Annotated in this window: 16 protein-coding genes; 11 read left to right on the forward strand and 5 right to left on the reverse strand. The window is 63.5% G+C overall.

Annotated elements, in window-relative coordinates; translation table 11 throughout:
* Positions 1-65 precede the first annotated feature (65 nt).
* The gene (locus F7R90_RS11470) at positions 66-512 is read left to right on the forward strand and encodes a DUF302 domain-containing protein (protein ID WP_158057567.1); all 447 of its coding nucleotides are present in this window, start codon (positions 66-68) and stop codon (positions 510-512) included.
* Between the two features lie 9 nt (positions 513-521).
* Here F7R90_RS11470 and F7R90_RS22195 read toward each other — a convergent pair whose 3' ends face one another.
* The 3 genes from F7R90_RS22195 to F7R90_RS11485 all read right to left on the reverse strand — a co-directional run bounded on the left by F7R90_RS22195 (position 522) and on the right by F7R90_RS11485 (position 3,815).
* Entirely contained in the window at positions 522-800 is a 279-nt protein-coding gene (locus F7R90_RS22195; RefSeq protein WP_192498291.1) for a hypothetical protein, read from the reverse strand.
* Positions 801-908: 108 nt separating this feature from the next.
* Entirely contained in the window at positions 909-2,168 is a 1,260-nt protein-coding gene (gene nreA, locus F7R90_RS11480; RefSeq protein ID WP_158057568.1) for a DNA repair protein NreA, read from the reverse strand.
* 681 nt (positions 2,169-2,849) lie between these two features.
* Positions 2,850-3,815 (reverse strand): transcription initiation factor IIB, encoded by a 966-nt coding sequence (locus tag F7R90_RS11485; protein WP_158057569.1) that lies wholly within the window; start codon positions 3,813-3,815, stop codon positions 2,850-2,852.
* Between the two features lie 176 nt (positions 3,816-3,991).
* Here F7R90_RS11485 and rnhA point away from each other — a divergent pair, with 176 nt between their 5' ends.
* Together rnhA and F7R90_RS11495 are read left to right on the forward strand one after the other, a co-directional pair.
* Positions 3,992-4,585: a ribonuclease HI gene (gene rnhA, locus F7R90_RS11490; RefSeq protein WP_158057570.1), complete on the forward strand. Its 594-nt coding sequence runs from the start codon at positions 3,992-3,994 to the stop codon at positions 4,583-4,585.
* Positions 4,578-5,204 (forward strand): DUF7108 family protein, encoded by a 627-nt coding sequence (locus F7R90_RS11495; protein ID WP_192498292.1) that lies wholly within the window; start codon positions 4,578-4,580, stop codon positions 5,202-5,204. Before rnhA ends, F7R90_RS11495 begins: the two co-directional genes overlap by 8 nt.
* 1 nt (position 5,205) lies before the next feature.
* On the opposite strand, the gene F7R90_RS11500 is transcribed toward F7R90_RS11495, so the two are convergent.
* Positions 5,206-5,559: a PadR family transcriptional regulator gene (locus tag F7R90_RS11500; RefSeq protein ID WP_158057571.1), complete on the reverse strand. Its 354-nt coding sequence runs from the start codon at positions 5,557-5,559 to the stop codon at positions 5,206-5,208.
* 223 nt (positions 5,560-5,782) lie between these two features.
* On the opposite strand from F7R90_RS11500, the gene F7R90_RS11505 reads away from it, so the two are divergent.
* The 4 genes from F7R90_RS11505 to F7R90_RS11520 all read left to right on the forward strand — a co-directional run bounded on the left by F7R90_RS11505 (position 5,783) and on the right by F7R90_RS11520 (position 11,121).
* Positions 5,783-6,316, forward strand: coding sequence for an inorganic diphosphatase (locus F7R90_RS11505; RefSeq protein WP_158057572.1), 534 nt, complete (start codon positions 5,783-5,785; stop codon positions 6,314-6,316).
* Positions 6,317-6,404: 88 nt separating this feature from the next.
* A complete protein-coding gene (locus F7R90_RS11510) occupies positions 6,405-7,520 on the forward strand; it encodes a DHH family phosphoesterase (protein WP_158057573.1) in 1,116 nt (371 codons plus the stop codon).
* A 118-nt stretch (positions 7,521-7,638) separates the two neighbouring features.
* Positions 7,639-8,982, forward strand: a complete 1,344-nt coding sequence (locus F7R90_RS11515) for an alkaline phosphatase family protein (protein WP_158057574.1) — start codon at positions 7,639-7,641, stop codon at positions 8,980-8,982.
* Positions 8,983-9,288: 306 nt separating this feature from the next.
* A complete protein-coding gene (locus F7R90_RS11520; RefSeq protein WP_158057575.1) occupies positions 9,289-11,121 on the forward strand; it encodes a S9 family peptidase in 1,833 nt (610 codons plus the stop codon).
* 24 nt (positions 11,122-11,145) lie between these two features.
* Here the strand turns inward: F7R90_RS11520 and F7R90_RS11525 are convergent, their stop codons facing one another.
* Positions 11,146-12,225: a tubulin/FtsZ family protein gene (locus tag F7R90_RS11525; RefSeq protein WP_158057576.1), complete on the reverse strand. Its 1,080-nt coding sequence runs from the start codon at positions 12,223-12,225 to the stop codon at positions 11,146-11,148.
* Between the two features lie 205 nt (positions 12,226-12,430).
* On the opposite strand from F7R90_RS11525, the gene F7R90_RS11530 reads away from it, so the two are divergent.
* From F7R90_RS11530 to F7R90_RS11545, 4 genes are read left to right on the forward strand one after another with little or no spacing between them, the layout of a single operon-like run.
* Positions 12,431-12,877 carry a DUF7310 family coiled-coil domain-containing protein gene (locus tag F7R90_RS11530; protein ID WP_158057577.1) on the forward strand — a complete coding sequence of 149 codons (447 nt, stop codon included), beginning with the start codon at positions 12,431-12,433 and terminating at the stop codon, positions 12,875-12,877.
* Positions 12,877-13,356: a DUF7311 family protein gene (locus F7R90_RS11535; RefSeq protein ID WP_158057578.1), complete on the forward strand. Its 480-nt coding sequence runs from the start codon at positions 12,877-12,879 to the stop codon at positions 13,354-13,356. Before F7R90_RS11530 ends, F7R90_RS11535 begins: the two co-directional genes overlap by 1 nt.
* A 52-nt stretch (positions 13,357-13,408) precedes the next feature.
* On the forward strand, positions 13,409-15,280 hold the full coding sequence (locus F7R90_RS11540) for an ATPase, T2SS/T4P/T4SS family (RefSeq protein ID WP_158057579.1): 1,872 nt from the start codon (positions 13,409-13,411) through the stop codon (positions 15,278-15,280).
* Positions 15,277-17,010 carry a type II secretion system protein gene (locus F7R90_RS11545; protein WP_225741156.1) on the forward strand — a complete coding sequence of 578 codons (1,734 nt, stop codon included), beginning with the start codon at positions 15,277-15,279 and terminating at the stop codon, positions 17,008-17,010. The genes F7R90_RS11540 and F7R90_RS11545 overlap by 4 nt, the downstream gene beginning before the upstream one ends.
* The last annotated feature ends 1 nt before the right edge of the window (position 17,011 follow it).

A 17,011-nucleotide genomic window follows, 5' to 3' on the forward strand; every position in this document is an offset into this window, starting at 1 on the left:
AACGCTGGTCGCTGTCTGCCGGAAGCGGACGACTTTTTCACCGTGCAGTGGCAAGGGAGTCTTGCATGACGCTCCCAATCGACCCCGCGCAGTTCGACGCCGAGGACATCGGCGAGAAGGAGACGACGCTCGAAATGGACCACGAGGACGCAATCGAACACGTCCGCGAGGCGTTCACGGACGCCGGGTTCGGCGTCGCCACGGAGTTCTCCCCCTCCGAGATGCTCAACGAGAAGGTAGACGCCGACCGCGACCCCTACTACGTGCTGGGCGCGTGTAACCCGAACATGGCCGACCGCGCACTCGACGCGAGCGACAAGCGTATCGGCGGCCTCTTCCCCTGCAACGTGGTCGTCTGGCAGGAAGCACCCGGAGTGCAGAAAGTCTATCACGTCAGCATCATGAAGATTGCGCGACTGACTGGGATGGCTCCGGACGACGAGACCATGGCAGAGATAATCGGCGACACCGGAGAACTGGTCGAAGACGCCTGGGCAAATCTCGACGACTGACCGACTGATTTAGCGGTCGCGCTCGGAATCTCGATTTCTTTCGCCGCTCTCGTCGCGTCCGACGTGCTGGCGGTCGTCCTCCAACTGTTCGACCTCCTCGCGAAGGTACTCGACTTCGTGGCGGAGCGCTTCGAGTTCGCTCGTCTCCGCGTCGTCGCTGTTGACGTGCCGATAGGCGACCAGAAGACCACCGGCGAGCGCGATTGGAATGCCGAACATGAAGACGGCGACGAGGAGAATGACCATTATCTCCATGCCGCCGGGGACGGGGCCGAACAGGGGAAACATACCAGACGATGGTGTCGCCACGGAAATAAGTCTTCTACCTGCGCGAGTTCCGTTGTGGACTTTGCCGTGGCCTCTCCAGCACGTGGACTCTTCCACGGGAGCCACTCGTCAGGAGAAGTCCGCGAGGTTCGCCTGCAAGCCCGACAACATGTCGGACTTTCGCCGGAGGTCCCCGTGCGAGATTGGAAGTTGGGGGACGATTTCCCGTACTGCGCCGTGGAACGTCTCGGCCTCGCCGTAGCCGTCCTCGAAGGCGTTTCTGACTCCTTCGCGGACCTGCCAGACGCCGACCGGTGCCCAGTAGTCGTCCGAGACTTCGCGCAGGACGAGACACTTCGCCTGTCGCCCGATGGCGTCTAGGTGTTCGAGGGCCCCCAGTCGGGAGGCGTAGTACGCTCCAGCGGTCTCCTCGACGTACTTCGTCCGGCCCTCGTAGCCCTCGCTGGCGCTGCCCATCCACACCTCGCCCGTGGGGTCTTGGTTCCAGATGCTACCCGGGGCTTTCATCTCGACTAGTTCGTACTCCCATTGGCCGGGCGTGAGAATCGCCCAGTAGCGGTTGCCCATGTACTCGTTGACCCAGACTTGCGTCTCGTCCACGCTCGGGTTGTCTCGAATCTTCCCGCGGAGATACTGTCCGATAGTGTCGTCAACCGCTGTTATTGACCACCGCGTCGGGACGAGTCGGCGGTTCCGCCCTCTGCCGAGCGCGCCCGCCGAGAGAATGTCGTTGATGTCGTACACGTCGAATCCTCGCCGGTAGAGGTAGGTCATCGCACCCTGCGCCTGCCAGTCGTCGTCTTCGAGCGTTTTCTTCACTGGTCGGGGCACGTGGGGGTTCTCCGCCAAATCTGCGGATGTAGCACGCGCTGTCGGCCCCGTGGGAGAAGTCACGTCGTCGATGCCCAAGTCGAGGTCCAACTTGTCCGAGAGGCCGATTTCCACGTCTACCGGTCGGTCGGCGATGGCGACTTCGCGCTGGGTGCCGAGAAAGCCGTCCCACGAGTCGGCGACGTTCGTTACGTTCGTCCCGCGGTTGGAGTTCAGCAAGCCGGTCCGGTACTGAAGCACGTCGTCGATGCCCAACCCGCGGTCGTACCAGTCGCCGCTGACCGCGTGGTCGGCGGCCTGCTCTTCCGACCCGACGGGCGAGAGGATGCCGGTCGAGACGTTCGGGTAGTTCGACCGGCCGACGAAGACGGAGGGCGAGGTGCTACCGAACAGCGAGTCGCCCTGCGTGACCTCCGAAAAGCGGTCTTCGAAGTCCTCGACGTAGTCGAGAATCTCGTAGGACTTCTCCTCGGCGAGGCGGCGCTTGCGCTGGGCCTCGTCCGGTTTCAGGTCCTCGATGTACTCGTCGAGACGCATTCACCGTTTTTTGGGTGGCTAGTGCTTTGAAGGTTGCGTGGTTTCGGAGCGGGACGGTTCTGTATCGCTGGCGTTACTGATTCGGAAGTTCCCATCTGCTTGCCACGGACCCAGAGGTTCGAGTGATTGTAACCGTCTCGAAAGCCCCCGGTTGCTCGCGGCCGCTCGCCGACATATCTGTGGCTCTCAGCACCGCCCGCCACAGATAGAGGTCGGCGAGACGACCACGTAAACGCGAGCAACCGGCCCCTTTCAGTCCCACCTGCGCCAGTGTCACCAGCAGTTTCTGGCGGTTGTTCGGCCGGGCGTTTCTGGTCGCAGGTGGCACCGAGCGTCTGCTAGTGGGTGGTTCCCAGTCGTCACTGCTCGGGTCCGACTACCGCTCTGAACATCCGGAAGACTCGCTTCGCTCGCCTTCCTTCCAGTGAAAGCGCGGCGCGCCCTGCGCGACGCGCGCTCACCAGTACCCGAGAAATCGAACAGGGAGTGTCTGGGAGCGCAGTCGCTCGCGGTGGCGCGACAGACTGCGCGCGACTCGTGGAACGGCGACACCACCGATTTCGCTGACCGTTCCACGGCGACAGTTAGAGCATGCCGCGAGGTGGCCGCGGCTCCGTATTTGAATCTGCGGGTGCGAAAACGGGAGAAAGCGAAGAGTAGTGCTAGACGGTCAGACAGACTTCAGCTGTGGATGCCCATCGCTTCGATCTGCTCTTGGTAGCGGTTGCGGATGGTGACTTCCGTCACCTGCGCCACGTCGGCGACCTCGCGTTGGGTCTTCTTCTCGTTGCAGAGCAGTGACGCCGCGTAGATGGCCGCCGCGGCGTAGCCGGTCGGCGACTTGCCCGAGAGCAGGCCCTCTTCCGCGGTGGTTTCGATGATTTCGTTCGCCTTGGTTTGGACCTCTTCGCTGAGTTCGAGTTCAGAACAGAACCGCGGGACGTACTTCTTCGGGTCTACCGGCTTCATCTCCAGACCGAGTTCTTGGGAGATGTAGCGATAGGTCCGGCCGATTTCCTTCCGTTCGACGCGCGATACTTCCGAGATTTCTTCGAGACTTCGCGGGATGCCTTCCTTCCGACAGGCCGCGTACAGTGCCGAGGTTGCGACGCCCTCGATGGAGCGGCCACGGATGAGGTCTTCTTTGAGCGCTCGTCGGTAGATGACGCTGGCGACTTCCCGGACCGAGCGCGGCACACCGAGTGCGCTCGCCATCCGGTCGATTTCGCTGAGTGCGAACTGTAGGTTGCGTTCGCCCGCGTCCTTGGTCCGAATGCGTTCCTGCCACTTGCGCAGACGGTGCATCTGACTGCGCTTCTTCGACGAGATAGAACGTCCGTAGGCGTCCTTGTCCTTCCAGTCGATGGTGGTGGTCAGCCCCTTGTCGTGCATCGTCTGGGTCGTCGGCGCACCGACACGGGACTTCTCCTGCCGTTCTTGGTGGTTGAACGCTCGCCACTCCGGACCGGGGTCTATCTTTTCTTCTTCGACGACGAGTCCACAATCGTCGCAGACGAGTTCCGCCCTGTCAGAACTCTTCACGAGATTGTCAGAATTGCACTCCGGGCATGCTCGTACACCCTCTTGCTCGTCCTCCGTCTGCTCCGCCTCGGTTTGGCGCTCCCGCTGGCGAGTAGACCGTGTCATCGCACTTTTATAGTAGTAGCTCCAACGTACTTAAATCCTTGCCCGGAATTATTCTGTCTGATAAGGAACAAAATACTGGTGTAGGCCCCTACGAACGGAATTACGCCGATGGAGACGAAACCGCCCGCTGAAGCGTCATCGCAACCGGTATATACCACTATCGTGGAGGTGACCCCATGCCCGTCATCGAGTGTGACGTCGAAGCCGCGCGTGAAACGTTAGTCGCCGCTGGAGCGGAGATGGCGGCGGGCAACTCCGAACACGAACGCTGGCACGCCGAGTACGGCGACGCCGTCGCGGTCGCGTACGACGACAAAGTCGTGATTCAGGGGTCGAACCCGCAAGACATCGAGGCACTGCTCCGCGACGAAGGCGGCCACGCCTACTGCTACTTCGACGGCGCGAGTCGCGGGAATCCGGGCCCAGCCTCGGTCGGCTGGGTCATCGTCACCAGCGACGGCATCGCGGCCGAAGGGAGCGAGCGCATCGGTCGCGCGACGAACAACCAGGCCGAGTACGAGGCCCTGATTCGCGTGCTGAAAGCGGCGCGCGACTACGGCTTCGACACTATCGAGGTGAAAGGTGACTCCCAACTCATCGTCAAACAGGTCACTGGTGCGTGGAACACCAACGACCCCGACCTGCGAGAACACCGCGTCACGGTCCACGAACTGCTCCGGGAGTTCGACGACTGGGAGCTACAGCACGTTCCGCGAGAGATAAACGAGCGAGCGGACAAGCTAGCGAACGAGGCACTGGACAATGACTGAGGAGAAACCTGCTACTGACGAGGACCCAGAGACGGCTGGCGAAGAGGATGAGAGTGCGACTGGGGAGGAAGCAACTGGCGACGAAGAGATTCCCCAAGAGACGGTCGAGGAAGCCGAACGACTCACTCGACTGGCGCGCGACGCCGTGGACGACGCAGAAGCCGAAACCTATCTCGAAGACCGCGACGAACTCGTCGCCGAACACGAGTTCGCGGTGCGAGTTCGTGAAGACGACACGAACGACGTACTCGTCCTCCATCCCGAAGAGTGGGTCGAGGACGGGAGAATTCGGGTCGAACGCGTCGAAGACACCGACCGCGCGGTGGAGATTCGACTGGACGGTCCCGGCGACCCCGAAGACTGGGAAGCAGTCGATGCGCACAACGCAGAAGTCGCAGACCGAGTCCACGAGGAACACGGCGAAGTCCACGGGGAAAACGCGAGGGCGTTCGCTGATTTCATGAGTAACCACTACGCGCGACCCGTCGAATCTGCGACGAGCGGCGAAGTCGAGGAGTTCCTCAACGAGTACTATCCACGGAACGCGTGGCCGTCGAAAAAACAGCGGAAAGCCGTTGGGGAGTCGGTCGAACTCGTCTTCGACGAGGGAGACGAGTAACTTACTGGTCGGCGATTAGCTCTCGAATCTGCTCGGCTCGGTCGTCGTCGGTGACGAACTTTGCGAGCGTCCATTCGAGCGAATCGACGACGGCGGCCAGACCTTCGTCGGTCAGTTCGTACTGGTTCGTCCGCTTGTCCAGTTCGCTCTTCTCGACGAATCCCTTCTCGACCAGCGTGTCGAGGTTGGGGTAGAGTCGGCCGTGGTTGACTTCCTCACCGTAGTAGTCCTCGAGTTCGCGCTTGATAGCGAGGCCGTACATCGGCTCCTCGGAGAGGATAACGAGGATGTTGTGCTGGAATGCAGTGAGGTTGCGCGCGGTACTGGTCTCTGTGAGTGTCTGTGCCTCTGACATAGAGTCTGACAACCCGAAATTTGTCACGATGGTATTTAATCCTTCGCAACTCGGACGCAGTTTCTGATTCTGTTCGCCATTTATCTCCCAGAATATTATGGAAATTAATCTCCCCAGCGAACGGCAGACAGAGCTGACACGAGAGTTTCATGTAAATTCGTTACGTCAGGGCGGTGGATGCCGAAAGTACTTTCCCCGCCTCCAACCCAGTTTAATCCGCACTATGACGAACCTCTGGGAAGATTTGGAGACTGGACCGAACCCGCCGGAAGAGATCTACGCCGTCGTCGAGTGTCTGAAAGGCGAGCGGAACAAGTACGAGTACGACAAGGACATTCCGGGCGTCATGCTCGACCGCGTCCTCCACAGTAACGTCCACTACCCCTCCGACTACGGTTTCATCCCGCAGTCCTACTACGACGACGAGGACCCCTTCGACGTACTCGTCCTCGTCAAAGACCAGACGTTCCCCGGTTGCGTCATCGAAGCGCGCCCCGTCGCCCTGATGAAGATGGACGACGACGGCGAGCAGGACGACAAGGTCATCGCCGTGCCCACCGAGGACCCGCGCTACGACCACATCGAGGACGTAGACGACCTCACCGACCAGAAGAAGGCCGAAATCGACGAGTTCTTCGAGACCTACAAGAACCTCGAAGCGGGCAAGGAAGTCGAGACGCTCGGTTGGGAGGACAAAGCCGCCGCGAAAGACGCCATAGAACACGCGATGGGTCTGTACGAAGAGAAGTTCGCCTAACTCTCCCATCCCTCTCCACTTTTCGAGAGTTTCAGTTCGAAGACACCTGCCAGAAACTATTAGGTACTGGCACAGACACCCCGAACCGATGGCGACTGGGCCTTCCTTCGGCAATGCTGAGATGGTGATGTTGGCAGCGACGCTCCTACTCTCTGGTGGGTTAGTCTTCTACGCCGCACAGTCGTTCACCGACTGGCGGCGCGAAGAAGACGACACGGGCGTCGAGGCGCTTCGCTCGACTGTCGCCGGACAGAACAACGTCGCACTCGTCGTCCCGGAAGGCCCGAGCATCGACGCACTCGCCGCGGCTGTCGGTCTGCAAGCCCTCTGTAGCGAGTGGGGCGTCACCGGTCGGTTGTTCGCCGAAGGACCGGTCACTGGAGAGGACAGCAAGACGTTCTCGAACATCTTCGACCTCGAACTGACCGTCATCGGCGCGGCGACGGATTCGCTGACCGACTGTGACGCCGCCATCGCAGTCGGCGGTGGCGGTGCAGTTCCGCGACTCTCGAACAATCCACCCGTCGTGGCTGTCATCCGTCACCGGCCGACTGCCGAGGAGAACATCTTGACGGTGACGCCGACCGACGACGGCGCGACTTCGACGACGGTCACGCATCTGTTGAACGACGAGGGCGTCGTTCCGGACCAGCGCGTCGCGACCGCGCTCCTGCACGGCATCCGCGCTGGCACGCGAGAGTTCCGTCGCGCGAACGGGCCGAACGACTACGAGGCCGCAGGATTCCTGCACGCCTACGCCGACCTCGGACGCATCGAGGACCTGCGCTCGCCGGGCATGAGCGGCGACACGTTCGACGTAATCAGCGACGCTATCGCGAACCGCGAGCGAAGAGCCAGTTTCGCGGTGACGAACGTCGGGGCGGTACCTTCCGTGAGCGCGCTGGAGGAAGCGGCTGACACGATGCTTCGCTTGGAGGGCGTCTCGACGGCCGCCGTCTTCGGCATCCACGAAGAGACTATCGTCGTCTCCTGTCGCGCCGAAGACGTGCGCACCAACGCCTTCGACATCCTCGACAGCGCGTTCGAGACGAGCGAAACGACCGGCGGCAACACCGACGCCGCGACCTCGCGGGTCCCACTCGGCCTGTTCGCGCAGGTCAACAGCGACTACGAGGAGACGTTGGACATGCTCATCGACGCGAGCACGCGCAAGGCGTTGTTCGAATCGTTCGAGAGTTCCTGACTCTGCTCCGGAAGCGTTCGGGCGTTTCAAAACCAACACCAATCCTACACGATTGTTCAGGTTGTGAAACAGTTACACGAAAAGAAATTTCTTGTATCCCCTCGTCGTACAGTAGCGTATGGGTCTCTTCGATAGGATCCGTGGCGAAGATAAGCCACGCGTCGCCTTCTTTGGTATCGACGGCGTGCCGTACAGCTTTCTCGAAGACAACTTCGACGAGTTCGAACATCTTTCGGCGCTTGCGAGCGAGGGGTCGTCCGGGGAGATAGAGAGCATCGTCCCACCCGAATCGTCTGCCTGCTGGCCGTCTCTCACGACCGGCGTCAACCCCGGCCGCACGGGCGTCTACGGGTTCCAAGACCGCGAAGTCGGTTCGTACGACACGTACGTCCCGATGGGTCGCGACGTGCAAGCAACTCGCGTCTGGGACCGCGTACAGGACGCGGGCCGCGACGCGACGGTCATGAACGTCCCCGTGACCTTCCCGCCACAGCGCAACGTCCAACGGATGGTCTCCGGGTTCCTCTCGCCGGGCGTGGACAAGGCCGCGTACCCCGACGAGATGCGCAACTACCTCGAATCCATCGACTACAAGATGGACGCGAACGTGAAACTCGGCCACGACGACGACAAGGCCGCGTTCATCGAGAGCGCCCACGAGACCCTCGACGCGCGCTACGAGGGCTTCAAACATTACCTCCAGCAAGACGACTGGGATCTGTTCTTCGGCGTCTTCATGACGACCGACCGTGTGAACCACTTCCTCTACAAGCACTACGAGGAGGACATGGAGTACAAACAGGAGTTCATGGACTTCTACAAGAAGGTAGACCGCTACCTCGGCGAGATTCGCCAGAACCTGCCGGACGACGTGACGATGATGGTCGCCTCCGACCACGGCTTCACCAGCCTCGACTACGAGGTCCACTTCAACACGTGGCTCGAAGAGGAAGGCTGGCTCTCCTACGAGGACGACGACCACGACAGCCTCGAAGACATCAGCGACGACACCGAGGCCTACGCGCTCGTCCCCGGTCGCTTCTACATCAACCTCGAAGGTCGAGAACCACGGGGAAGCGTCCCCGAGAGCGAGTACGAGGAAAAGCGCGACCAACTCAAGGAAGCCCTCGAAAACCTCGAAGGGCCGAACGGCAACAAGGTCTGTGAGCGCGTGGTCGAGAAGGAAGAAGTCTACCACGGCGACCACGAGGACATCGCCCCGGACCTCATCGCCATCCCGAACTACGGCTTCGACCTCAAGGCCGGGTTCAAGGGCCACGACGACGTGTTCGGCGTCGGCCCGCGCAACGGCATGCACAGCTTCGACAACACGTCGCTGTTCATCGACGACCCAAGTGCGAACATCGAGGACGTGAACCTCTACGACATCGCGCCGACCATCCTCGACCTGATGGAGGAAGACTTCGAGGCCAACGAGTTCGACGGGCGTAGTCTGGTCTGACTCGGCGAACTACCGTTTCGGATTTCGTTTTTGGTTGTTTCTACTGCCGGCTTTTGAGATGCGAAAACAAATTCAACATCCGAACGGGTGGGACTGAAATGGGCCGTCCGCTAAACGAACCCTGACGAAGTAAGCACCGCAGCGAAGCGAAGAGCGCAGCGAGTCACGGGAGTTTAGCGGACGGGGCCTTTCGAAGTGGTCGCAGTCACGTCTCCATCGTCGCAAATCCGTCCATTGCTCACAATATGACCGAGGCCTAGTTCCGACACCCACACCTTCAACTCCCTGCCCTCCAACTCACACCCCATGACACGCGACGTGCGCCGGTACTTCACTGCAAAGAAGACCGTAGCGCCCACGCTCTCACGGGACAACAGAGTAGCCTTCCTCGCCGACACCACGGGAACCAAGCAGGTCTGGACCACCGACGAACCGCTCTCGTGGCCCCGACAGCGAACCTTCTACGACGAACGCGTCTCGTTCGTCTCGTGGTCGCCAAACGGAGACTACATCGCCTTCGGGAAGGACTCCGGAGCGGACGAACACGACCAACTGTTCCTGTTGGACCCCGAAACCAACGCCGTCACTCGACTGACCGACCGCGAGGACGCAATCCACATGTGGGGTGGCTGGAGTCCGTCCGGCGACCGCATCGCGTTCGCGGCCAACCGCCGCGACTCGTCGGTGTTCGACGTGTACGTGATGGACGTAGATGCCGAAAGCGACCCCGACGCCGAGAGCGAACCCCAACTCGTCTGTGAGGGCGACGAGGGCTTCCTCTCTGTCGAAGGCTGGAGTCCGTCCGGCGACCGACTCGTCGCCAGCGAAGCCAACGCAAGTTCCGACGGCGACCTCTTCGTCGTGGACCTCGAAACCGGTGACCGACAGCACGTCACGCCCCACGACGGACACGTGCGCTATCACTGGCCAGCGTTCGGCCCCGCAGGAGAGGCCATCTACTGCCTGAGCGACGCGAACGCCGACACGAAAGAGTTGGTCCGAATCGACCTCGATACTTTCGAGAGCGAAACCGTCCTCTCCGGTCACGACTGGAGTTTCGACCAGTTCGCGTTCGACGCCGATTCGGGCCGACTCGCCATCACTCGTAACGTCGATGGCTACTCGGAACTCCAAGTCGGTCGCTTCGCGAGCGCGACGCACGCCAACACTGAGGAAGTAACACTTCCGGAGGGCGTCGTCCACGACCTCTCGCTCGGCCCCGACGGCGAGCGAGTCGCCGTGACTCTCTCGACGCCCGACCAGAACCATTCGGTGTTCGTCGTGGACGCCGCGAGTCCGGACACCGAGGGAGTCTTCGACGCGGAGCGCTGGACCCGCCCGTCGCCCGGTGGCATCTCGCTCGGCGACTACGATTCGCCCGACGTAGTTCACTACGAGACGTTCGACAATCGGGAGATTCCGGCGTACTTCACGCTTCCAGACGACCCAATCCCCGGCGAGACGCCGGTCGTCGTGGACATCCACGGTGGTCCCCATCACCAGCGCAGACCGTGGTTCCGGCCGATTCGCCAGTACTTCCTCGACTCGGGCTACGCGGTGTTCGAACCGAACGTTCGCGGGTCGTCAGGCTACGGCGGGGAGTACGCCGCGCTAGACGACGTGGAGAAGCGAATGGACTCGGTTCGAGATATCGCCGAAGCCGTCGAGTGGCTGACCGACCGGCCGGAAATCGACGCCGAGAAAGTGGTCGCCTACGGTCGCTCCTACGGCGGGTTCATGGTTCTCGCCGCGATTACGGAGTACCCCGACCTCTGGGCGGCCGCCGTCGATTTCGTCGGCATCGCCAACTGGATTACGTTCCTCGAAAACACGGGCGACTGGCGGCGTTCCCATCGCGAAGCCGAGTACGGGTCGCTCGAAGACGACCGCGAGTTCCTCGAATCTATCAGCCCGATTCACGAGGTCGAAAACGTCGAGTGCCCGCTGTTCGTCCAACACGGCGCGAACGACCCTCGAGTTCCGGTCGGCGAAGCCCGCCAAATCGCCGAAGAGGTCGCCGAACAGGGGATTCCAGTCGAGACGCTCGTCTTCGAGGACGAGGGCCACCACACGACGAAGTTGGAGAATAGAATCGAGATGTTCGAACGCATCGCGGCGTTCTTAGACGACCACGTGTAGTCGCTCGAAAGCCGCGTCCTCGCGCTAAATCAGGTCGTCCAACTGGTCGTTGCTGAACATCTCCGCGGGGTCCTCGCGTTCTTCTTCCTCTTCTTGGCTCGCCTTCTTCGCCCGCTCGATGAAGTCCTCGACGCGCTGGGAGCGTTCGACGCCGCCGAGCAGGACGAGTGTGGCGAGACGGCCGCTGTCGAGTGGGAAGTCGCCGCCACGCACTTGGAGGCTTCCAGTCTCCTCTTCGAGCCACTTCCGCGAACGCTCGACGCCTTTCCGCGGAATCGACTCGGGTTGTCCGGCCACGACGAGCAATCCGGAGTCGGCGTCGATGGCGTTCGGCAGGCTGAGGTTGCTCAGTAGTGCCTTTCGCGTTGCGGAGGTAACCGTGTTGATGTTCTCTTCGGCGTCCTCACTGGCCTCTTCGGTGGCGAATCCGAGTGTGGCGATGCCGCCCGAGCGAAGCGTGTTGATGACTTCGCTGGAGTCCACGACGCTCTCGCCGACCCCTTCGATGGCCTCGCCAGAGGCGAAGAGCAACCCGACTCGCTGGGCGATGTTCTGGTTGATTTTGTCGAACGCTTCGCCCATGCTCTCGCCGGAGGTGTGCCACGCGTCGTTGTCGATGAGGAGGGTCGCGTCGGCTTCTCGGACGAGCGTCTTCAGCGAGCGTCCGGCGTTGACTTGGTACATCGCACCCTCGCCGCGGCCGGGGAGGACGCCCAGTCCGTAGACGGGGATGTCGTAGACGCGGTTCAGTTCGCGAGCGAGAACCGGCGCACCGCCCGACCCGGTACCGCCGCCGAGTCCGGCGACGACGAAGATAGCCTCTGCTTGGGCCGTGATGCGGCCGTCGAGCGCATCCATGACTTCCGTCGCGTCGTTCTGCATCACTTCCGCGCCGAGTTCGTTGTCACCGCCGACGCCGTGGCCCTTGACGCGGTCCTGTCCGACGAGCACCGTGTCGAGATCGAGTGCTGACAGGTCCGTCTCCGCGGAGTTAACTGCGAGTGCACCCTGTACCGCACCGAAGCCCATCTTCTGGTCGTACTCTGCCAACCGCTGGGTGAGTTTACCCCCTGCTTGTCCGACACCAATGAGGACGACTTTCATGCGAGTTGGGTCGAATTGGTAGTTAATCAACCTTCCGGCGTTGGGACGTGAGGACCGCATTTCCGTCCGAAAAGTGGTAATACCTATTCGCTTACTTGTATGTCTGTGAAACCACACTTTCCCCGCTGTCTCAGGATATATCCCTCGACCAATCTTCCCAGACCACTACTCGAATTTAAATAGTAAGCCGAGACCAGCACGGGCTATGCCGACTTCCGAATCACTCGACGAGCGACTCCAAGCAGTCGAACGCGCACTCATCGACGCCGACACGAACACCGACCACGACCTGACGGCCCTCCGGGACGCCGCAGAAGTCGATGCGCAACTCGCTGCGCACACCGAACGACTCGACACGCTCGAAGCGCGCGTCGAAGAACTGGAGGCCGCGACCCAAGCGCTCAGAGGCTACGTCGGGAACGTCAGGGCAGTCAACGACGCCGTGGAACGACGGGCGGACGCCGCGCTCGCCAAAGCCGAATCGGTGGAACAGGCGGTCGGTTCGACCGATTCCGAGGCGTTCGAGATGGACTCGTTCCGGAGCGTCCAACGAGACACCGACCGCGAGCGCACCCCCGAAGCGGACGACGGCGAGGACATCTGCGAGGGCTCGGCGCGCGGCCTGCTCGCTCGCCTCGCCGGGGTCTCGTAGTGTTACGAACCGTTCTCGCTGTCGTCCTCGCAATCGTAATCGTCGGGGTCGTCTCCCCAGCATTCGAAGACGCGAGAATCGCGCGGAGCGAGAGCCAGACCGAAACCGAACTCGTACGCCTCCGAGTGGCCGCTACCGAACTCGCGCGCGAGCAGAACGTCGGCGCGCGCCGGACGCTCGAACTCTCGGTTCCAGACGAATCTGTGACTCGCGCTTCGGTCGCCTTCGTGGCGCTCGGCGGCGTTCCAGACGGGCAAGCGGACACCGACACGCCACACTCCGACCGACTCGCATATCGCGTCGAAGGGGGCGACACGCACGTCTTTCGTCTCCCGGTCGATCTGCTCGTCGCGGGTGAAAACCAAGCCAGCGATGCCAACGCGCTCGTCGTCCACGGCGGAACGGTTCGTCTGACTCTCCGACTAGTCCGCGACGGCGACAGACCAGTCGTCGCCGTCGAACACTCCGGTTCCCAGTAGTCGCTCGACCGCGCCCGGAGATTTATGACCGGAGACGGGACCAACCCGCGGCATGTCTCTGCTGTCGCGCTTCCGCGAGGGGCCGCCGAACTGCCGGTGTGTCCCCGCCTTCGAGAGCGACCGACTCCTCATCGACGCCAGCGACTGCCCCGGTTCTGGCGACCTCGCGGCCGCTACTGAGTGTCGTAACACTGCCGTCTCGGCGCTCGCAGACCGAGACGCCGAGGAAGTCGTCGTCCGAACGACCGGAGTCGAACGAGCCTACGAAGGCGATTCGGCGGCACTGCTGGTGTCTGCCGGTCGGTTCGCCGAGCGGGTCGCCTTCTACGACGCGACGCTGGCCGAGAGAGCGACGACCGACCCGCTCGGGGCTGCTCAGGCGGCCGTCGGCCGCGCTGGACCGGTAGGCGACGTCGCGGCCGAGACGGGGTTGGCGGACAGCATCCAGCAGTTCGAAGGGACGAACTACGACGACGCACTCGGCGCGCTCGTCGGGCCACGAATCGCTCGTGCTCGCGTCGCCGAGAGTCCGCCACGAGAAGCGACGCTGGAGGACGAGCGAACGCTCGACAGCGGCGCGACCGTCCGCGTCTACTCCTCGCCCGACCACGCGCTCCGTACCTACCACCTCGAACCAGTGGAGTTCGCGCTCGACGACGACGCGCTCACGACGCTCGCTCGCGCCTACGAGTTGCTGGCGGAGGGCGCAGTTTCGGGCGGCAACCGCGCGCCGGGTCGTGCAGTCCGACGAGTCGCCAGCGACTCGGACCCAATCGAAATACTCTCCTCGGCGCTCGAAAAGCACACTCGCGGCTTCGGCGTCTTCGCCGACTTCTTCGCAGATTCTACCGTCTCGGACGTGTTCGCCACCGCACCGGTCGGCCAGAACGCGCTCCGTGTCTCGGTGGCCGCCGAACGGATGCGGACGAACGTCAGACTCACCGACTCGGGGGCGGAGACGTTGGCCTCCCGACTCCGGCGTGCGAGCGGGAACGCGTTCTCTCGGGCCTCTCCGACGCTCGACGCCAGTGTCGAGACCGAAGGCGGCACCGTCAGAGTCGCCGCCGTCACCGACCCTGCTTGCGACGGCCCGGGGTTCACCTTTCGCGCCCACGACGAGTCGGCGTGGACACTTCCCGCGCTCGTCGCCAACGGAACCCTTCCGGCCGACGCGGCCGCACTGCTCTCGATTGCAGTCGAGCGTGCGGCTTCTGGACTCGTGGCCGGTACGCGCGGCGCTGGCAAGACGACGTTGCTGGGCGCACTACTCTGGGAACTCCCCGCGGAGACCCGAACGGTCTGCATCGAAGACACGCCGGAACTACCGATTGGGGCACTCCAACAGCACGGCCGCGACACGCAACCGCTCCGCGCGACGACCGACGGCGGTCCCCGCCTCGCGCCCGCCGAAGCACTGCGAACCGCGCTCAGACTCGGTGAGGGCGCGCTGGTCGTCGGCGAAGTCCGGGGTGAAGAGGCGGCCGTCCTCTACGAAGCCATGCGAGTCGGTGCGAGCGGGAGCGCGGTGCTGGGAACCATCCACGGCGACGGCGCAGAAGCGGTCCGCGAACGCGTCGTCTCGGACCTCGGCGTCCCCGAAACCGCTTTCGCCGCCACGGACCTCGTGGTCACGCTGGAACCCGTAGAGGACGGCAAGCGCGTCACAACCATCGAGGAAGTCGTCGCTCCCGACCGGTTCCAGTCGCTGTTCGAGTCGCGAGACGGTACACTCGAACCGACCGGCAGAATCGACCGCGGCAACAGCGAACTGGTCGCCGACCTCGCGCGGAGTGGGGAGTCATACGCCGACGTACGGCAGGCGCTCGAATCACGTGAGCGACTGCTCTCGACGCTCGCAGACGAGGAGCGAACCAGTTGCGCCGACGTGGTGAGCGCGTACGCGAGTCGTGGGAGGGACGCGTGAAGCGGACTCACGCGACTGCGAAGGTCGTCTCCGCACTCGCTTCGTGGTGGCCGTTGCCAGTCGAACCGAGCGCGGATCTCGTCCGCGCGTTGGCGTTTCTGGGCGCGAGTATCGACGCTCGAAGCCTCCTTCGAGCGAGTAACGTCGTCGCTACGGCGGTCGCTCTGGTCGGAATCCTCCCCGTTCTCCTCGCGCCTCCCTCGATTCGCCTCGTGGCCGTCGCGACGACGCTCGCGCTCTCGTTCGCCATCGCTCACGTCGCGCGCCGCGGTCCACTCCTGCTCGCTACGGCACGGCGAACCAGCGCGCTCGGAACCGCGCCAGCAGTGCTCGGCCGAGCGGTCCTGCGGATGCGAATCGAACCGGCCAGCGAGCGAGCGGCGGCCTTTGCTGCTCGCACCGGGTCGGGACCACTCGCCGCGAGTTTGCGGGACCACGTCCGGCGAGCGGACGGAACACCGCGCTCGGGTCTCGCCGACTTCGGGGCGACGTGGGCCGACTGGAACCCACCGCTTCGCCGTGCGACGCTCCTCGTGGAAGCGGCCGCGGACGCGCCTGCCGGTGAGCGCGGTCGAACGCTGGACCGCGCGACGACCGCCATCGTGGAGGGCACCCGCGACCGCATGGCGACCTTCGCCGAGGACATTCACGGCCCGACGACTGCGTTGTACGCCTTCGGTGTCCTGCTCCCGCTTGCACTCGTCGCGGTCCTACCGGCGGCGCGCGTGGCTGGTCTGGCGCTCTCGACGCCCGTGCTGGTCGCGCTCTACGACGTGCTGTTGCCGCTCGTCCTCGTCGGTGCGAGTGCGTGGCTGCTCGTCCGACGCCCGGCGGCGTTTCCGCCGCCGGCCGTCTCCTCGTCCCACCCCGACGTGCCCGACCAGCGGTGGCCAGTGCTTCTCGGTGGCGTCGTCGTCGGAGCTTGTGCGTTCACCCTCGTTTCGGTGGCTCCGCTTCCGGCGTGGTCGCGCTGGCTGGCGGCGATTGGTGCAGGCTGTGGAACCGTCCTTCTGGGCTGGTTTCGTCCGGTCAAGCAGGTCCGTGACCACGCCCGAGCGGTCGAATCGAATCTGACTGACGCGCTCTACCACGTCGGTCGTCGCGTCGAGGAGGGCCGCGCAGTCGAGGGAGCACTCGCCGACGCCGCGGCGGAGGTTGCGGGCGAAACTGGCGAGACGCTCGACGCTGCCGTCGGCGTCCAGCGGCGGTTGCGACTGAGCGTCCGCGACTCCTTTCTCGGCGAGTACGGCGCGCTCGCGGACGTGCCGAGTCCGCAGGCTCGAAGCGTGGCTCACTTGCTCGCGGTCACTGCGCGCGAGGGACGCCCGGCCGGTCGGGCCGTCGTGACGATGGCTGACCACATAGACGACCTCCAGCGCGTCGAGCGCGACGCGCGGCGCGAACTCACTCGCGTGACCGGAACCTTGCGAAACACGGCGGCCGTCTTCGCGCCGCTGGTCGGTGGCGCGACGGTGGCGCTCGCGGAGGGGATGGCCGCACCGGAGGGGAGTACCGGTACGCAGTCACTCGCAACCCCGCTCCCGGCCGACGCGCTCGGTCTCGCTGTCGGCGCGTACGTCCTGCTGCTCGCGGTGATTCTCACCGCACTTGCGACTGGCTTGGAGCGCGGTCTCGACCGCGCGCTCGTGGGCTACCGCGTCGGACTCGCACTGCCGACGGCGACGACGACCTACCTCGCGGCGTTCGTCGGCGCAGGATTGCTCACGTAGC

Source organism: Halorussus halophilus, from assembly GCF_008831545.1.
Classification (GTDB): domain Archaea; phylum Halobacteriota; class Halobacteria; order Halobacteriales; family Haladaptataceae; genus Halorussus; species Halorussus halophilus.

Coding starts and splice junctions, on each gene's coding strand:
- F7R90_RS11470 (WP_158057567.1), top strand. CDS start 66: ATGACGCTCCCAATCGACCCCGCGCAGTTCGACGCCGAGGACATCGGC.
- nreA (WP_158057568.1), bottom strand. CDS start 2,168: ATGCGTCTCGACGAGTACATCGAGGACCTGAAACCGGACGAGGCCCAG.
- F7R90_RS11500 (WP_158057571.1), bottom strand. CDS start 5,559: ATGTCAGAGGCACAGACACTCACAGAGACCAGTACCGCGCGCAACCTC.
- F7R90_RS11495 (WP_192498292.1), top strand. CDS start 4,578: ATGACTGAGGAGAAACCTGCTACTGACGAGGACCCAGAGACGGCTGGC.
- F7R90_RS11520 (WP_158057575.1), top strand. CDS start 9,289: ATGACACGCGACGTGCGCCGGTACTTCACTGCAAAGAAGACCGTAGCG.
- F7R90_RS11505 (WP_158057572.1), top strand. CDS start 5,783: ATGACGAACCTCTGGGAAGATTTGGAGACTGGACCGAACCCGCCGGAA.
- rnhA (WP_158057570.1), top strand. CDS start 3,992: ATGCCCGTCATCGAGTGTGACGTCGAAGCCGCGCGTGAAACGTTAGTC.
- F7R90_RS11530 (WP_158057577.1), top strand. CDS start 12,431: ATGCCGACTTCCGAATCACTCGACGAGCGACTCCAAGCAGTCGAACGC.
- F7R90_RS11515 (WP_158057574.1), top strand. CDS start 7,639: ATGGGTCTCTTCGATAGGATCCGTGGCGAAGATAAGCCACGCGTCGCC.
- F7R90_RS11525 (WP_158057576.1), bottom strand. CDS start 12,225: ATGAAAGTCGTCCTCATTGGTGTCGGACAAGCAGGGGGTAAACTCACC.
- F7R90_RS11540 (WP_158057579.1), top strand. CDS start 13,409: ATGTCTCTGCTGTCGCGCTTCCGCGAGGGGCCGCCGAACTGCCGGTGT.
- F7R90_RS11485 (WP_158057569.1), bottom strand. CDS start 3,815: ATGACACGGTCTACTCGCCAGCGGGAGCGCCAAACCGAGGCGGAGCAG.
- F7R90_RS11510 (WP_158057573.1), top strand. CDS start 6,405: ATGGCGACTGGGCCTTCCTTCGGCAATGCTGAGATGGTGATGTTGGCA.
- F7R90_RS22195 (WP_192498291.1), bottom strand. CDS start 800: ATGTTTCCCCTGTTCGGCCCCGTCCCCGGCGGCATGGAGATAATGGTC.